Genomic DNA, 17,843 nt, shown 5'->3' on the forward strand with positions numbered 1-17,843 from the left:
GTATCCTATTTACTTGGCTTAGTATTGGTAACAAGAGGTCGTTGATTGTTCACTAAAACCAGACCGCCGTTTTTAAGCTGATGTTGATTCGATGTCACCACCACGTCGCCCTCCTTTAAACCAGAAATAACACCCACATAACCACCCTGTTTCGGGCCAATTTCAACAGTACGTTGCACCACTTTGTATTCGTAAAATGGTGTCTCTGCTTTCTCTGAACCTTGGCTGCTTGAATCTTTGTCGTCAGAGCTAGCGCTGCCAGAATTCGTACTCACTTGTTTTGTTGATGTATCAAGAACAAATACAGTATCGCCAGACAAGTTGTAGCTGATCGCGACTGAAGGCACACTGATCACCGAAGTTGAATCTGAAGTGGTCAGCGTGGCATCCACATACATTCCCGATTCCAACGGAACAGGTTGAGTCGTGACCGCACGTAATTCGATATTGTGAGTATTGGCATCTGAGCTTGGTTCAATCGCCGTAATCGTTGCGTGATACTCAGCATCGTTAGCTGCGTCAGATTCAAACTTGAGATCCTGCCCCACTTTCACACTGTGAAGATAAAGCTCAGAAATAGAAAAATCGACATACTGTTGAGAGCTATCTTCAAGGTCAACAATCGCTGTGCTTGAGTTAATAAAGTCACCCACGTCAACATTTCTAATTCCAACATTGCCAGAGAAAGGCGCTTTAACTTTCATGTATTCAACCTGAGTAGAGATGTACTCGAGTTTCGCAGATTCAGCATTAAATTGAGCTGCAAGTTTATCTACCGAATTCTGAGAGACGCTATTATTTTTAAGTAGCTTTTTATTTCTTTTCAATTCCGTTCTTGCTAATTCAACTTTCGCTAACTGGCTTTTATGATTAGCTTTTAATAAAGCGTCATCTAATTTAATGAGAACATCATCTTTATTGACAAATTGACCCGATTTAAAAAGCACATCTTTTATTTGTCCTGACATTTGGCTTGTCACATTTATCGATTGGTTTGCATGAATGTTACCTATCACTTGCAAAGTCTCATTCCAAACTTCTTTATTTACTAATTCTGTTGTTACAGATGTCGCTGGTAATTTAAAACTTGCTACCTTTTCTTTTATTATTTCGCTTTTCACATAATGAAAGCCAAATACAAAAGACAATAATATAAATAGAGCTGACCCGACAATTACGCCTTTATACTTACTCATGTGTTCACCTTGTGTTTAAAGTCCGGCTATTCTATCTATCGACACCGTCAATAAATCAAACTCATATAACATCGAAGTAAAGCTATATAAAATAAAAATAAAAATAAAACCAATAGATACAATAGGTTGACAAGTCTTTATCAAGTAAAAATCATTTTATCTCTTTATGTCGATTTTATTTGAACATGATTTATATTCCCACTCGATAGATATAATCCTCATCGTTCCTTAAACAACTAACTGAGATTAATAGGTCTAATCAAGCACACCACACGAAAGTCGCTATTAAAGAAAAAATGAAACGTGTATATGGTGAAGAAGTCGACCATAAACATAACAAGGATCATCTAGAATATAGAGCGCATCAGCCTTCCCATTCAGGTCAGCCACATGGCGGAGAACCTGAAGGTCATAAGCATTTAGTTAATCACCATCCAGATGCTCATCATAATAAGCATCACAAAGATAAAACCCGTGACCACAAAAAGGCTTCACGATTACACCATAAGAAACACAACTCTTAGGTTTGAATAACTACAGATAACGAAAACACTCTGTAATTTAACATCAACATATTATTAATTATGAAATATAAAAACTATTTCATTAAAGGTTTATCATGTCATTTATTATTGAACAATTAAGAGACTATCCGTTTATAGCTCTATTCCTATCATTAGGATTTGGTTACTTAATCGGTAAAATTAAAATCGGTAAGTTTGAATTAGGTGGAATCGCAGGTTCACTTTTGGTTGCAGTAGGGCTTGGTCAAATCGGCGGAATCGCGATTTCCAACGAAGTAAAAAGCATCTTCTTTGCGTTATTTATATTCATGGTGGGTTATAACGGAGGGCCGCAATTTTTCTCATCATTCCGTCTCTCATCATTAACACGCCTATTCGCTTCATTCGTAATGACGTTTGTAGGATTGGTAACGGTTGTGTTGCTCTCTAAATGGGCTGGCCTCGATAAAGGCTTAGCAGCAGGTCTTGCCGCGGGTGGTTTAACACAATCAGCGATCATTGGTACTGCAGGTAACGCTATTGATCAGCTCAACCTCGCGCCCGATGTAACTTCAACACTCAAAACAAATGTAGCTGTAGGTTACTCGATCACATACATCTTCGGCTCTCTTGGCCCTATCTTGATGATGTCACTCATCCCTATGGTAATGGGCTGGAACATCACTAAAGAAGCGAAAAAGCTCGCAGAAAAAATGGGCTCTGGTAGCAAGCAACTCAATGAAGGCGAGTTCTCGGCATTAAACCGTGTGTCTTCTCGCGCTTATCAGGTCACGGCAAATTCGATGTTCGTTGGTAAAAGCGTTGTTGAACTAGAAGAAGCGTTCGATTCTGACCTAACGATTGAAGCCATCTACCGCCCATATGAAAATTCAGATTCAACGTTAGACATAACAAAGAACCCTATTTTAGCTGCCGACGACAAAGTCTACCTGACAGGCCTCACGCAAACCTTTCCAAAAGTGACCTCTCTTGGTATCGAGCTTGGCGAATTTAGCGAAGAAACCAATGTTGTTCATACGCAGAAGAAAGTCGTACTCACTAACAAAAAGTTAGCGGGTATCACGCTACGCAAGCTTCACGATGAAACCAACGCACGCATTCGTCGTGGTGTTTACATTACTCAACTGTCACGTATGGGCCATGACATTTCAACATTACCAGAGACCGAACTGCACCTAGGCGACGAAATCACACTCGTCGGCCAGAAAGACGATCTTGCCAAAGTCGAGAAGAAAATTGGCTATAACAGCCCACTTCCAAGTGTGACTGATTTTGTAACCATGTCCTTCGGTATGGTGTTGGGTTATCTGATCGGTGAAATTGGTTTTACGATTGGCGGCTCCCACATCGCACTGGGCTCTGGTTTAGGCTGCTTGGTCTCTGGGCTTTTGGTTGGCTACTTAAGAATGCGCACACCACGCATGGGCAGCATTAACCATGGCGCAGCTAATTTCATGCAAACCTTTGGCCTTGCTGTGTTCGTTGCCGTAGTTGGTATCAACGCTGGCGCTCCAGCACTGACTGCAATCAAAGAGAATGGCGTAACCCTGCTGTTGCTTGGTGTGTTAGTAACACTCATTCCTCAGATACTGACGTTCCTATTCAACTATTACGTGCTGAAAATTAAGAACCCAGTAGAAGCCCTAGCCGTTGTCGCAGGTAGCCGCAGTGCTAACCCAGCATTCGCGTCGCTTCTAGAAAAAACACAGAACAGCACACCTGTACCGAGTTTCACCATGACTTACGCGGTTGCCAATATTTTCCTCACTTTATGGGGGCCAATTATCGTCAACCTAATTACCAAAATTTCTTAGAACAGCCGCTCGTTGCAGAGAACAACCGCTTGTTCAAGAGCATACCTCTTGAACAAGAACCAAACACTTAATCAACGCATTATCAAATAAAAGAATTTAAAGAGAAAAGTCTATGAAACGCACAGATGAACAACGCCTAGAAACACTCAGCCCATTCGAAGTAAAAAATACACTGATCGACCTAGCTCAACATTCACACGAGAAAACAATGATCAATGCTGGTCGCGGCAACCCAAACTGGGTAGCGACAGCGCCACGTGAAGCCTTCTTCCAGTTAGGAATGTTTGCACTGGAAGAGTCGAAAGCGACCTTTTCTGGCTATCAAGGCTTTGGTGGTATGGGTGCAAAAGAGGACATTAGCCTACGTTTCCTCCAATTTTGTGAGAAACACGAAGAACAAGAAGGCGTTCAGTTCCTTATCGAGGCCTTCCAGTTCATTACTGAGCAATATCAAGTAGACAGCGATGAACTGATTTATGAATGGGTTGGCGGCATTTTGGGGAATAACTACCCTGTTCCTGACCGCATGCTTAAGTATTCAGAACTGATCGCTCGCAAATACATAGAGCAGGAAATGGCAGGCTCTCAGCCATTGCCTACCGGTAAGTTTGACTTGTTCGCTGTTGAAGGTGGTACCGCGGCAATGGTTTATATTTTCAATACCTTGAAGAGTAACCGCCTATTAAACAAAGGCGATACCATTGCGATTGGAGCACCAATTTTCACGCCTTACATCGAGATGCCAGAGCTTGAGGACTACTCGCTCAACAAAGTAGAAATCATGGCAACGGAAGCTTCAGCATGGCAGATCCCTGATTCGGAACTAGAGAAGTTAAATGACCCAAGCGTAAAAGCGTTTTTCCTTGTCAACCCAAGCAACCCTGCATCGGTAAGGCTGAGTGATGAAACGCTGTACAAGATTGCAGAGATTGCTAACCGCCGCCCTGAACTCATCCTGCTTACTGATGATGTTTATGGCACCTTTGCAGATAACTTCACTTCGTTGGCAATGCTTGCTCCTCAAAACACAATTCTTGTGTACTCGTACTCTAAGTACTTTGGTGCGACAGGTTGGCGTTTAGGGGTGATTGGCGTACACGAAGACAACAACTTCGACCGCATGATTCGAGATCTTCCAGAAGACACTCGAAGCACGTTAACTCAGCGATACCAAGGTATTGCACTTGAGCCGAGTAAGATTAAATTCATTGATCGCTTGGTAGCAGACAGCCGAGCAGTGGCACTGAACCATACCGCAGGTCTTTCTACTCCGCAGCAAATCCAGATGACAATGTTCTCGTTGTTGTCTCTAATGCAAGGCGGTGAAGAATATAAGCGCTTGGCTAAGCAGATTGTGCGCCGTCGCTACCACACACTGATGCAGAAGAACTTAGCGGCTCCGATCATTGCGGAAGGAGAGCAAACAGGCGCGTTCTATTATGTGGAGATTGATCTAAAAGAGATTGCTCAAACGATTCACAGCAACGACTTCTTCGCATGGTTAGAAGAGACGTATGAGCCGCTGGATTTCTTGGTACGTCTAGCAGAAGAGCATGGCGTGATTGTGATGCCGGGGGCGGGTTTTGATGCGCCAACGTGGTCTCTGCGTGTGTCTCTAGCGAACCTAGAGGAAGCACAATACGCAAATATCACTCAGGCGATGAATACCGTAATGCAAAGCTACGTAGAGCGTTTCGAGGCAACTTGTTAACACAATCTCAGCACCGAGTAGGCTCATAGAAAGGCAATAAGTCTAAGTGTAGGTTCACTCACTCAATGAGCCTACACTCAGATCTAATTATTTAAGACGATAGTCAGAATAGCTATTTAAACTCATAGGTATAAGATGCGCCAACACTGTTATTTTCACCGAAATCATCCTCAGCAAAAATGGTGAAGAAGTTGAAAGATTGAGCATCACTCAACTTGTAGCTAGCGCCAACCCCCGCCCAATAACCCGAATAGTCATCAGAGCCCATAGAGCCACCGCCAAAACCAATCAATGACCACTCGTCAGTAATTGTTTTTAGGCCAAACGCACCAATATAACCACCGTGTGTTGAACTCGGCATGAGCACATAATCGGAACCCACATTCTCGTCATCGAATACCGCAACTTCACCATCATTATAGCTGTAGCCAGCCATAGGGAAAATTTGCCAACCGAACGGCTCAATATCAAAATAACTCAGTGGTATAAATGTACCAATACTGTAGTTATTCTTATAGGCATCGTTATCATATTCAGAACGACTGAAGTTGAAGTTCACGATCCCCATCGGCAACAGCCATGAACCACCTACTCGCCACTCTTCACCGTCAGCATTAACACGAGCGTTGATCATTCGTGCTTCATCAAGCCCAATAGAGCCCGAGAACTTTAACTCTTCGTTATAAGCAACGCCCGCTTTGGTTACGATTTTAGTCGGATCGTCAGGGTGCTTTTCGTCAGCCAAAGCACCCGTTGAACCCAGTATTACCGAAGTAACAATTAATAGATTACGTAATGTCATTAGAAGGTCGCGCTAACACCAATAAAGTGGATACGGCCATCGAAAGAACCATTAAGGAGATTGCGTCCAGTAGGACCATCACGATCCATTTCAACTGAACCCAGATCAGCATACTCGTAGAACACATCAATTAAGATGTCATCCCAGTAGGTAGATGCACCTACCGAATAGCGATACTGTTCACCCACTGGCAGATCCACCCACTGCATTGAAGGGTCATCTTGTGGAGAAGTTTCGTAAGAGAAGCCAGCTTTCAGACGCCAATCTGAGTTGAGTTGGTAATCCGCACCGACTGCAAACTTCCATACATCATCCCAATCACGTTCAATTGGGACACCGCTAACTGGACTTCCTGCTATTCCAAAATCAAGAACGGTTGTATCCCATTCACTCCAACGGTGGAACTGAACGCTCGCAAGTAGATCAAGCTGAGAGTTCAAAGCATAACTAGCACTTAAGTCGACAATTTCAGGTAAAGCAATATCAGTTGATAATGAATTCAGTACGCCTTGGTTAGTAACGCCATTTACATCATTGTTAAATTCATGCTCTAGCTTAGAGCGGTAACTGGCACCTAACTTGAGTTTATCTGTAGGCGTGTACATTACACCAAGGTTGTAGCCATAAGCCCAGTCGGTATCTTGCTTAGCAGTAAGCATTGACGTCGTTTGTTGGAATGCAGCCCAACTCAATTGAACGCCTGCGCCTACTGACCACTGATCATTCAGCTTATAACTCAGTGATGGGTTAACTTGCATCGCAGTCAGGGTAATGTCTTCTAGAAGTGCAGCACCCGCCCAATCACTGCCGTAATCTAAGCTTGAGCCACCGACAGCGCCAAGCGCAATGCCAAGGTGTAATTTGTCTGTGACTTGATGGGCATGAAAGGCACCAAATGAAGGAAGAACTGAGTGCCCTTTTCCATCACCGTTAGAATCTTGATTATCTTGATATTTCATCTCAAGATCGAACGCCATTGTATTGATAGTCGTTTTGCTTTCGCCCATGTGAGACATAGTGGCAGGGTTAGTCCACATCGCCGCCGCAGAGCGTGTGTAAACACCGTCACCAGCGCCTGTAGTACCAGCGTTGGCAACAACAGCCTCTTGCAAAAACAGGCCACTTGCGAATGTATTTAAGCTAGTGAAGATTGCAGTGGCAGCTAGAGAGTAAGTAAAAGTTTTGTTCATCAGGATGCTCATTTAGCCTTAGACATTAAATTGTTCTAAGGTTATCGCAAAGCCCTATAAACAAAGGGAATATCCATTATTCCTGTACAAAAGCTATTTAAACTTTCTGGCAACGTATGGGCGTGGCTTGTCTCGATGAATTTCACGTTGAGTAGCAATTGCCCTGTTCTTACCTAACCCTACCTTTATTTGATACCAAGTCTCATAGAACACAGCCATACCAGGGCTTGACCACCAAGTCTTGTTGTAGAGCTTCTTATTAGCAGCGACAACGTCTGGCGACCGATTCGCACACTCAAGTGCCAACGCATAGGCTTCAGCGTAAGGATCTTCGGAAATTTTAGTCACCAATCCATACTCTTTCGCTGTTTCGCAGTCGATCACTTTGGCTGTCATCGCCATTTCTAGGGTGTGATCTTTACGCATCAACTCTCGAAATGCGATGGCGCCACCCATGTCTGGAATCAAACCCCACTTTGCTTCCAATATCGAAAAATTTGCATCAGGGCTAGCAATTCTAAAGTCGCCACCACTGGCCAGTTGAAGTCCACCTCCCCAGCAACGACCATGAATCGAAAAAATGACAGGGCACGGAATATCTCTCCAACCAAGCGAAAAGCGTTGAGCAGCATTAGGTAGTGTCGGTAGCCATTTGAACAAAAGCTTCATCGCACCAGACTTGCTAGTCAGCAAAGACTTCACATCAAGCCCTGAACAAAAGTCTGTTCCACTGCCTTTTACGATCACAGCTCGAATCTCAGTGTTCTTCTTCAACTGACTGACCATGTTATTCACCCCTTGAAACATCGCCATATCAATGGCATTGAGCTTATCAGGGCGATTCAGTACAACTGTCGCGATCTGGTTTTCATCGATAGAACAAGTAATACGCTCGAGGTTTGGCATAGTGCTACCTTATCAGTGGTCAGACCTTTAGATTATACATTTTATTAACATATGCCAAACTTGCACATTAAGAAGCGAGATCTGTGTTGTTTAACGCCTCTCCCTTACATAAACAGCATCAACAAAAAAGCAGTGATGGATCGCTCCATTCACCGCTTGTCATTCGTAGCTTTCAACAGCAATAGCTTAGATTGCCAATAGCCTTAGTTGTTAGCAAAACCTATGTTCTTCGGGATTTCAATAACAAGAAGATAAAGTAGCTGCCACCAATAATAGAAACTAGCGTTCCTGCTGCGAGTTGAGCCGGAAACACCACCACTTGCCCTAGCCAATCTGCAAATAACATCAGTGCGGCACCTATCAAAAACGATAAGATGATTTGTTCACGAACCAAACGAGCACCAACCATTGCCGCAATGTGTGGCGCCAATAAGCCGACAAACGCGACCGGCCCCATCGTTGTTGTCACGACCGAACATAAGATCGCAACAATACACAACAATGCCACGTAGGCGATATTGATATTCAACCCTCTGGCACTCGCGAACTGACGTCCAGTCGCAATTAAGGTCACCCAGCGACTCAGCAACAGAGCAACACCAATACAAACCGTTATCACGATGGTCATTGTCGCTGCTGACTCTGGCTCAACACGATAAGTAGACCCTGCCAACCAAGCCAATAAGGTGTATTTCCCCTCACCCACTCGCGTTAAAGAGAATTGCACCAAAGCTTCCAACACTGCGGTCAGCGAAATACCAGTGAGGATCAAAATCGATGGTGCAAACTGATGCTTCTTGCCAAGGAATAGCAGTAAACACAGAGCAATTGCACTGCCTAAAAAAGCAATCCAAGGGCTCAATGAGTGAATCGAATAGCCCATAAACAGGCTACTGAAGATCAATGCCAGAACCGCACCAGCCGACACACCAAGAATGTCAGGGCTTGCGAGCGGGTTGTAGACCAATCTTTGTAAAATCACACCAGCCACCGCCAAGCCGCCACCAGCAAATATCGCAGTTAACATTCTCGGCCAGCGAATCGACCATTCAAATGCGTCTGGGATAACAAAGTAGCCCAAATCAGAAGAAGGCTGTGAGAGCGTGCTTAATGCCAACAACCCGAAGATCATCGTGCCCAACAAGAAGTAAGCCAAAGGCGAGATAGACTTTGGTCCTTTAGGCATCGTGAAAAACAGCTGATCTTGCGCAGATAATTGCTTTCTCGCGATAATGATCAAAGCTGGAGCACCAATCACCGCGGTTGCAGTCCCGGTTGGAATCATATCCAAAGACCATTGAGCCAAAAAGATAGCCAAACTGTCGGTAACACAAAGCAACAGCGCCCCTAACACGCAGCTAGCGATGAGTTCAGGTTTCGCTTTTAAAAAGCCCAAGTGCCTTGCGATATTAGGAGCAATCAAACCGATAAAGCTGATCACGCCCACCGAAGTAATCGACACGGAAACCAACCAAACGCCAATCGCCATGAGTACAAAGAAGGTCGTACCGATGTTAAGACCACGCGCAGCAGCCCCTTCAGTACCAATCGAAAGCAGAGTCAAAACTCTTGGAGCCAACAGGAAAATAGCAAAGATGGGCAGTAACTTAGGCATTAACCAAAATACTTGCTCCCAACCATTTTGCCCTAAGTCGCCCGTTCCCCATACGAACAAGTTCTGCGCGTATTGGTCGTTAAGCAAAATAATCGCCGTCGCAAATGCGCCTAGCAGTAAGTTAACTGCCATACCCGCCAAAACAATCGGCAAACCGCTCATATTTTTGATGCCAACAATTGAAACGATAAGCCCCATTGCAAGCAGCGCCCCAACCAGAGCAAACCAAACAGAATATTGAGCGACCAACATCGGTGCGACCACATTCAGAATGACCAAACCAAGCCACGCCCCTGATGATGTCCCGAGTGTAAGCGGAGACATCATGCGATTTTGCGTTAGCTGTTGAAACAGGCTACCGATAGTACCGAGTGTTCCACCAACCAAAATCGCCATCACTAAACGTGGTAAGTTGACATAGATTAATGCCATCAACTCGAATGAATCATCGACCATTTTATTGAATGTAACTATGTCACTGATCTGTGAGACTTGCTGGAACAGCTCACCGATAGGGCCAAATTCAGACTGACCTAACCATAAATGAACAAGGGCGGCGAAAAACAAAGCTGCCCCCATCACTAAACCACTGGATTTCATTACTGCTCCGCTAACGTCAACAACGATTGCGCCATCGCTTCTGCGTTATACAAGATCGACATTGCACCGCCGTAGCTCCAACTTGCCGCTACTGGGCTAAATTGACCATCACGGACGAAAGGCATACTCTTCCAGACAGGTGAACGATCTAGTTTTTCTTGATATGGGAAAGGTTCAAAATAAAGCGCAATGCCATTCTTTACGTTCTTAAGCTCGGTCATACGTTTTTGACTGATGCCCCACTGACTCGCAGGAAGATCCATCGCATTCTCAAAGCCTAGCTGTTCAAGCGCATATTGCGGAATCGAGTTATCACCGTATATGTAAACCGAAGTAGTGCTCGCAAAGCGGAAAGAAGTCACTTTCGGTTTGTCGCCCGGATACGCTTTATCTAATTTAGCCTTAAGAACTGCGATTCGTTCATCCATTGCAGCCAGTTTGCTGTTCGCTTGCTCTTCTTTGCCAAGCAATTGGCCTATCTTCTTGAAGTTCTCGATAGCAGCAGCCGCATTGCTGTGCTGTTCACTGTATGTTTGGTAATAAAGCACGGGCGCGATTTCAGAAAGTCGCTCCTGAAGATCTTTTTGAGGTGAAGCGATAAGAATCACATCGGGGTTGAGCTTCTTGAGCGCTGAAAAGTTAGGTTCAGTTCGAGTACCGATATCCGCAACCCCCTTTGGAATTGCAGGTTGAACAACCCAATCAGTATATCCTGCAATATCTGGCACCGCGACGGGTGTTACACCGAGTTCAATCACTTGTTCAGCAATGTCCCAATTTAGCGCTGCTACTCTAACAGGTTGAGCTTCAAGGGTTTTCACTCCTTCGCTGTCTTCAACTTGGTAATCCGCCATCGCATTAAACGATAAAATACTCGCTAAGATCGTTAGAGCGAATTTTGTATTCAAGTTTTTTACTTTAGAAAAATGAGAAGCGATTGATTTTAAGTTCATATATTTGCCTACTTAATCTAAATTCGATATTTCTACAAACGACAAAAGCAGCCTAATAAAGGCTGCTTTAAAATTGGGGGACACTAACCTAGTTAGAATTCATAATTTACGTTGAATTCAACGGTTTGTTCTTGTCCGTACCAGCAATAGCTCTCGTTCCAGCACGTGTAATATTCTTCGTTGAAAATGTTATTCGCAACGAGATTCGCTGTCGCATTCTTTAAAGAACTGCTCATTTGACCTAAATCGTAACCAAGCGATAGATCAACTAAAGTGTATGAAGGAACAGTGCCTTTGTTTTTATCTGATGCATCATTGAGTACGGTTTCACCCACATAACGTACGCCGCCACCAACTCTAAGACCATTCATGACACCGTCACGTACAAAATAGTTAGCCCAAATATTTGCAGTATGATCTGGTACGAAAACAGGTGTTTGCCCAATGTTCGAAGCATCTTTATCTTCGGTAATTTCCATGTCGGTATACGTATAGTTAGCCAACAGGTCAAGGTTATCAGTTACTTGCGCACGACCTTCTAGCTCAACACCTTGCGATCGGATCTCACCAACGGCAGTCCATGGTGAAGCTCCGTCAGGGCGAACACCTACATTTTTCTTATTAACTTGGAAGAGAGCCAACGATCCAGATACCATATTTTCGTATGAGTCATACTTAAGACCAAACTCTACTTGCTCACCAGTTTCAGGATCTAGGTTATTACCACTAGCATCTAGTTTTGCATTAGGCTCGAAGCTAGTTGCAAAATTAGCGAATGGAGATAAGCCATTGTCAAATTTGTACAAAGCACCTAAACGGTAGGAAAAGTTAGTATCGTCGGTTTCAGCTTTGCTTGGAGTCCCGCCCCCCACAGATACCTTGGTTGTTGTTTCGACTTTGTCAAAGCGACCACCAGCAATGAATACCCAATTATCAATTAACATTTGGTCTTGGAAGTAAAGACCAAGCTGACTCATTTCAATGTCATCATTCTGATAATAAACCTTAGTGAAATCGTTTGGATTCAGCTTATCGTTATTTGGGTTATAAAGGTTGATTCCATCAACACCTGCGAAAGCATCGTAAGCTACATCACCTTCGATGTTTCTGTAATCTAAACCAAAGAGTAAATAATGATCCAATGAGCCAGTGGACACTAAGCCCGATAGTTGGTTATCAACACTTATACCCTTAGAGCTTTCATCAGTGCTATATGCTGAGCGCTCCAACTCTCCCGTTGTCGCATCAAAATTGCCACTGGCGGTACTTTCTTGATAAAAATCAGCCTGCATATAGCGGAAGTTTTGTAAGAAAGCCCAGTTAGAGTTGAAGTCATGATTAAATTTGTAACCAGTAATCAAGAAATCTCTTTCGATGGTGTTGTAGTTAACGTCACCAGCAAATGTCGATGGTGAGATTTTACCTGATTCAATCGCAGCTAACGGTACAGTCACGTTTTGACCCAGTGCAGGATCATTCTGATAATAAAGGTTAAAGTTAATAAAGGTTTTATCAGACACATACCAATCGATTGAAGGTGCAATCACATACCGCTCTTCTTCAACACCGTCCACTTGCGTATCTTTTTTACGACCAAGAGCAACTAAACGGTAAGCCACGTTGTCACTTAGTGCGCCTGTTGTATCAATTGATGCTTCGACAAGGTTATCTAACCCCGTAGCTAAACCAACTTTCGTAGACTCTTCAAACTTAGGAGCTTTGGCAATAATATTAACCATGCCTCCTGGTGGCATACTTCCGTAAAGAACAGACGTTGGGCCTTTGAATATTTCTAAACGCTCCATCGCAACTGGATCAATTTGAGGTTTTACATTCCAACCAGGAAGAGTCGGTAACATCATTCCGTCGTAGTAATTATTAGAAGAATCAAAACCACGAATTTTCACCCAATCAGTGAGGACGACTGCACCACCTTTGTTCTCAGTTGAAACGCCAGGTGCGTATCGAAGAGCTTGCATAACAGACTTAACACCACGCTGTTCCATCTCTTCACTTTCGATAACGTTAAGAGTCTGCGGTGTCTCCTCAGGAGCTAAAACAGTTTTCGTTGCAGTATTACGATAGGCTTTACCCATAATCGTAACAGTTTCTACATTCGAATCTGCCGTTGTAACGGTCTCTTCCGCCATAGCTTGCGCTGAAAGTGCAGTCAGCAACGCAACTGCAAGTGATGAATACTTAAAACGAGTGTGAGTGGTCATGATTCCCTCGGTACCAATACTTAATATAAATAATAATAAATCTCATTTGCATTGTATGTATCTATAGATGGGATAATTAACAATTTGGTGCAAGTTGAAAAAGAACTTGGCCGATTTATAACGAAAAAGAGTCAATTGATGATTAAAAACACAATTGACCTTATTAAGTGAAAGGCTTTGTAAAGGTACGCTAAGTCCAGATATGACTACGATTTGATAATAGGAACCCAGTATTCCATGACAGCATCTGTGGCATGAGCTTGATAGGCTAATGGGTATACTTCGAGCTCGTAGCCATCGACACCTCTATAGCCAGAACTCGGTAACCAATTCAATACAAACCAGCTCAGAGTATGCCTAAGGTTCTCAATCGGGCCACAGTGCTTAACTACGGCATAGGTTTGCTTTGGAATGGTCAATACTTCTAATTTATCAGAGATAATGCTCGGCAATTGAGGAATTGAGATCTCATCATTAAGCTCTACTCCAGCCCAATAGTGAATGTTAGTGCCATCAAAGCAAGATTGGGTAAGATCGACAACGCCAATAAACTGGTAGGCATTTTCATCAGGTAGCGTTACCTGCCCTTCTAAGCGAGACCATAATTGAGGAACTTTCTGTGCAAAGTCTTGTGTCAGTGAAAACAAGCCGCTGATTTCCGAGGTGATGCCTTTAACAAGGAATGACTCTCTTTCATCAATGCGAACTTCAACAAAACTGAGTGGGCCGTTATCAGCAGCACTTACCGTTTCGGATACTTGTATCGGTTTTCTAAGGCCTGCTCTTTTGCCCGCTTTTCTATACTGGCTAGGACTTGAGCCAAACATCTGCTTAAACGAACGACTAAAGCTAATTTCTGAATTGAATCCGAGTTCAAGCGCGATATCGATCACTCGCTCTTTGCTGTCCAACAACTCTTCAGCCGCTTGGCTTAACTTTAGTTCTCTGACGTAGTTTGCCACGGTCAGTCCCGTTTCAGCTTGAAATACTCTTTGCAGCTGCCAGCGAGACCAACAGCTCTGTTTGGCAATATCTTCTAGCGATAGTGTCGAGCTAAGGTTCGCATGGATATAAGCCAATACACGGCTGATACGGTCAAATGCAGGTGTGTTCATAGTCAAGCTTTCAAATTCTCGGTAGTGGTAACAACATATTAGATTCAGGAACACTTTTATCATTTAAAGAGACTTTTATCACTTAAAAATGATTAAGGCACAATCAATTTATAAATATCTTATATAGCGAGTTCTCCGAGGGTATGCTCCATTTTGTATGGTTATCCTCGATAATGTTCGCTATGATAACGAAATTGATTCTCATTTAATGGTTTAAGATGCTTTCCCAGCTGCACAACATTATCACTCGTCGGAGAGCCCCTTCTCTACACCAAAAAATCTTCGCTTACTCTAAACAAGTCACGCCTTACCTCAGCGGTAGTTATGGCTCTCTGAGTAGCAAAAGCATTGCGATGACGAATGATAAGAGCCATATCGAAATCAAACGTGTTTACGATGGCTTAGCAGAAAATCATTCTGAAGCAGGTAAAGCTTATTGGTTAACCCGAACGTGGGATTTAGTCTGCTGGCAACCTATCTATGTGACCTTTATTTCTATCTATGGCCTTCACTCTCTGCCTGATATCAAGAATATAGGCCAATTTAGGTACAAAGAGTTCGTCACTGGCTACCGTTTCTTTAATGGTGAGCATCAGCACGGCTCACCAGAAGAACTGATTCCACAAGCAGGTGAAGCTATTCTTGCACTGACCGAGTTTTATCGCAGCCAGATCAGCGAATGGACACGTATTCGTCCGGGGTTTACCAATCATTTATTGGCCGATCTACTTTTAGCAAGCTTGATAAAACTTCAGCAGCACGAACCAAGTCTAGCCAACGACTATATCACTGAACAGGCTAAGCTTTGGTTAGCGGCATGCCAATTACCTGAAAGTCACTTAGACAGCCTCAAGGTCGATGCCGATTCTGGGATGCTTAAACTGATTAGAGTAAGCTGTTGCCTAGTCTACAAATGCGAATCAGGAAAGTATTGCGACGATTGCCCAAGACACCCCGACAACAAAAAAACAGCGCAATAACACCCTCTATTTTTAAAGACCAGTAACGAGTATCCGCTTTCATTTAGCAGCTTTATTGGTCTAGACACAGGACTGACATGTTTCAGCTTTCAAATATTAAAATTGTTCGTAATCAACGAACCATTCTCTCAATTGAAGACCTTACGATTCCGACCAATGAACTGACTGTCGTTCTTGGTCATAATGGTTCTGGTAAGTCCACACTCGTTAATTTGCTCTCAGGACAGATGTCACCAGATCTTGGCAGCGTTGAATTAGACGGCATTTCTCTTTCTTCATTAAAAAGCAAAGACTTAGCGAAGAAGGTTGCGTATTTACCACAAAAGCTTCCGGCTTCTGCTGGCTTAACAGTCGAAGAACTGGTGCGTTTAGGACGTTTCCCTTGGCGGGGCGCATTAGGCCGGTGGAATTCAGAAGATAAGTCGATCATCCAACAAGCGATGGAAAGAACCGGTGTTACTGAATTCTCGCAAGCATTAGCGGACGATTTGTCTGGTGGCGAACGCCAACGTGCGTGGGTATCGATGTTGCTTGCTCAGCAGTCACCTGTGTTGATCCTCGACGAGCCAACATCAGCTCTGGATGTTCATCACCAATTTCAATTGATGGGTTTACTGTCTGAACTGAACAAAAATGAAGACGTTGGTGTTATCGTAATTCTGCACGACTTAAACCTAGCATTACGTTACGCCACACACATCGTAGCTCTGAAGAAAGGTCAAATTGCATTTGAAGGCAGCGCTGATAAGTTACTTGATGAACAAGCATTGTCTGCACTGTATGAATCCCCTATCCGACTGATCGATCATCCAGTCCCAGCTAACACAGCCGCAAGCGAGAAAGTCGCAGTCGTCTGCGAATAGCCAATATTCTGGCAATTTAAACCAAAACGCTGAACATCAACAAGGCCATTGAAATTCATCACCTCAATGGCCTTTTCTGTTTAAATTCGCTAACTAATTTAACTCACTAGCTAAGCTGAGAATCTCTGGCTTCTTGGCTACTAAAGCCTCGCAGAATATTAAACAGCGTAATCACTGTGAATAACGCAATGACAAGTGATAAATGCCACGCTTCTCCTAGGCCAAGTTTAACTAACCCCATACTGACAATCGAAGACACAACCATTTGACCACCGCCCGACATCGCAGCCGCCGCCCCTGCATTCTTTTTGTAAGGCAGCATCACCAAAGCTTGAGCACAAGGTAACGCGATGCCATTGCCAAGAATCATCAAGAATTGACCAAGCATGAGATACAAGGGTTCAAGTGGACAAAAGAATAGCCACAAGGCTGCCGTAACATGTAATACAGGTGTGCATAGCAGAGTTTTCTTGTTACCCAATATAGGGCGAATGCGGTTACATAAGCTTGTTCCACCAAGCATGCCTAATGCTGGAATAACCGCCCACATTGCGTATTCGTCGGACGTCATACCGATCTGGTTTTGCATGATAAACGGCATCACGGATACGGTGGTGATCATCAAACTAAAGTTAAGCCAACCGATACTCGCAAAGCTCATGAAATACCGAGAGCTTAATAACTCTTTGTATTGGGAGATCATTGTTTTCGGTGAAGGAATAGCGGAAATCTGAGTGACGGTTTCCTTAAACTTGAACGCCAATACCACCCAAGCCAATGACACATACCCAAGTAGCGATATGAACACCATGCTCCAGCCAAAATGAAAGTTGATAAAGCCGCCAATTACGGGCGCAATCAGAGGAGTAATAGACGCGACCATTGCGATATAAGACATCGCCAATGGTAAGTCAGCTCCGCTAAATCTATCTCGTGTTGAAGCGCGAGCAAGCACAGCACAACAGCCCGTACCTAAGCCTTGCAGGAATCGGCCCAACACCATGCTGGTAAACGAATGACTGAAGAATATGATCATCAACAGGCCAAGCATGGCGAGCAACAAGCCACTCAACAGAACCTTTTTACGTCCTAAAGCGTCTGAAATTGGGCCATAAATAAACTGAGATGGACCAAAACCCAACAAATACACACTCACCAGAAGCTGAGCTTGCTCTAGCGAGACATCAAAGTCTTTGGCAATCCAAGGTAAAGAGGGAAACACCAAGCCCATACTGAGCTGGCCGATGCTGATGACCAGACACGCAAGTAGGATCGATTTAAAATCGAATCGACGACTCATGATGCAGTGCGCAAGGTTAAAAAGAGACTTGGGTCATCAACCTGACAACATG

At 43.8% G+C, this 17,843-nt stretch carries 14 protein-coding genes; 5 read left to right on the forward strand and 9 right to left on the reverse strand.

What is annotated here, in order from left to right; all coding sequences use genetic code 11:
• Positions 1-5: 5 nt before the first annotated feature.
• The gene (locus OCV56_RS18805) at positions 6-1,196 is read right to left on the reverse strand and encodes an efflux RND transporter periplasmic adaptor subunit (protein ID WP_086712708.1); all 1,191 of its coding nucleotides are present in this window, start codon (positions 1,194-1,196) and stop codon (positions 6-8) included.
• Positions 1,197-1,492: 296 nt separating this feature from the next.
• Here OCV56_RS18805 and OCV56_RS26135 point away from each other — a divergent pair, with 296 nt between their 5' ends.
• The 3 genes from OCV56_RS26135 to OCV56_RS18815 all read left to right on the forward strand — a co-directional run bounded on the left by OCV56_RS26135 (position 1,493) and on the right by OCV56_RS18815 (position 5,245).
• The gene (locus OCV56_RS26135) at positions 1,493-1,720 is read left to right on the forward strand and encodes a hypothetical protein (RefSeq protein ID WP_086712707.1); all 228 of its coding nucleotides are present in this window, start codon (positions 1,493-1,495) and stop codon (positions 1,718-1,720) included.
• A 95-nt stretch (positions 1,721-1,815) separates the two neighbouring features.
• Positions 1,816-3,534 (forward strand): aspartate-alanine antiporter, encoded by a 1,719-nt coding sequence (gene aspT / locus OCV56_RS18810; protein WP_086712706.1) that lies wholly within the window; start codon positions 1,816-1,818, stop codon positions 3,532-3,534.
• Positions 3,535-3,646: 112 nt separating this feature from the next.
• Positions 3,647-5,245 (forward strand): bifunctional aspartate transaminase/aspartate 4-decarboxylase, encoded by a 1,599-nt coding sequence (locus OCV56_RS18815; RefSeq protein ID WP_086712705.1) that lies wholly within the window; start codon positions 3,647-3,649, stop codon positions 5,243-5,245.
• A 112-nt stretch (positions 5,246-5,357) separates the two neighbouring features.
• On the opposite strand, the gene OCV56_RS18820 is transcribed toward OCV56_RS18815, so the two are convergent.
• The 7 genes from OCV56_RS18820 to OCV56_RS18850 form a co-directional block, all read right to left on the reverse strand.
• The gene (locus tag OCV56_RS18820; protein WP_086712704.1) at positions 5,358-6,047 is read right to left on the reverse strand and encodes a hypothetical protein; all 690 of its coding nucleotides are present in this window, start codon (positions 6,045-6,047) and stop codon (positions 5,358-5,360) included.
• Positions 6,047-7,237 carry an OmpP1/FadL family transporter gene (locus OCV56_RS18825; protein ID WP_086712703.1) on the reverse strand — a complete coding sequence of 397 codons (1,191 nt, stop codon included), beginning with the start codon at positions 7,235-7,237 and terminating at the stop codon, positions 6,047-6,049. Before OCV56_RS18825 ends, OCV56_RS18820 begins: the two co-directional genes overlap by 1 nt.
• Before the next feature lie 93 nt (positions 7,238-7,330).
• Positions 7,331-8,143 carry a crotonase/enoyl-CoA hydratase family protein gene (locus OCV56_RS18830; RefSeq protein WP_086712702.1) on the reverse strand — a complete coding sequence of 271 codons (813 nt, stop codon included), beginning with the start codon at positions 8,141-8,143 and terminating at the stop codon, positions 7,331-7,333.
• 220 nt (positions 8,144-8,363) lie between these two features.
• On the reverse strand, positions 8,364-10,358 hold the full coding sequence (gene fhuB / locus OCV56_RS18835; RefSeq protein WP_086712701.1) for a Fe(3+)-hydroxamate ABC transporter permease FhuB: 1,995 nt from the start codon (positions 10,356-10,358) through the stop codon (positions 8,364-8,366).
• Positions 10,358-11,311 carry an iron-siderophore ABC transporter substrate-binding protein gene (locus OCV56_RS18840; protein ID WP_086712700.1) on the reverse strand — a complete coding sequence of 318 codons (954 nt, stop codon included), beginning with the start codon at positions 11,309-11,311 and terminating at the stop codon, positions 10,358-10,360. Before OCV56_RS18840 ends, fhuB begins: the two co-directional genes overlap by 1 nt.
• 92 nt (positions 11,312-11,403) lie before the next feature.
• Positions 11,404-13,533 (reverse strand): TonB-dependent siderophore receptor, encoded by a 2,130-nt coding sequence (locus OCV56_RS18845; RefSeq protein WP_086712699.1) that lies wholly within the window; start codon positions 13,531-13,533, stop codon positions 11,404-11,406.
• Positions 13,534-13,739: 206 nt separating this feature from the next.
• Positions 13,740-14,648: an AraC family transcriptional regulator gene (locus tag OCV56_RS18850; RefSeq protein WP_086712698.1), complete on the reverse strand. Its 909-nt coding sequence runs from the start codon at positions 14,646-14,648 to the stop codon at positions 13,740-13,742.
• A 218-nt stretch (positions 14,649-14,866) separates the two neighbouring features.
• On the opposite strand from OCV56_RS18850, the gene OCV56_RS18855 reads away from it, so the two are divergent.
• Entirely contained in the window at positions 14,867-15,628 is a 762-nt protein-coding gene (locus tag OCV56_RS18855) for a siderophore ferric iron reductase (RefSeq protein WP_086712697.1), read from the forward strand.
• A gap of 77 nt (positions 15,629-15,705) precedes the next feature.
• Entirely contained in the window at positions 15,706-16,491 is a 786-nt protein-coding gene (locus OCV56_RS18860; protein ID WP_086712696.1) for an ABC transporter ATP-binding protein, read from the forward strand.
• Positions 16,492-16,597: 106 nt separating this feature from the next.
• Here the strand turns inward: OCV56_RS18860 and OCV56_RS18865 are convergent, their stop codons facing one another.
• Entirely contained in the window at positions 16,598-17,791 is a 1,194-nt protein-coding gene (locus OCV56_RS18865) for a multidrug effflux MFS transporter (RefSeq protein ID WP_086712695.1), read from the reverse strand.
• Between the last annotated feature and the right edge of the window lie 52 nt (positions 17,792-17,843).

Origin of the sequence: Vibrio gigantis (genome assembly GCF_024347515.1) — a bacterium.
GTDB lineage: Bacteria > Pseudomonadota > Gammaproteobacteria > Enterobacterales > Vibrionaceae > Vibrio > Vibrio gigantis.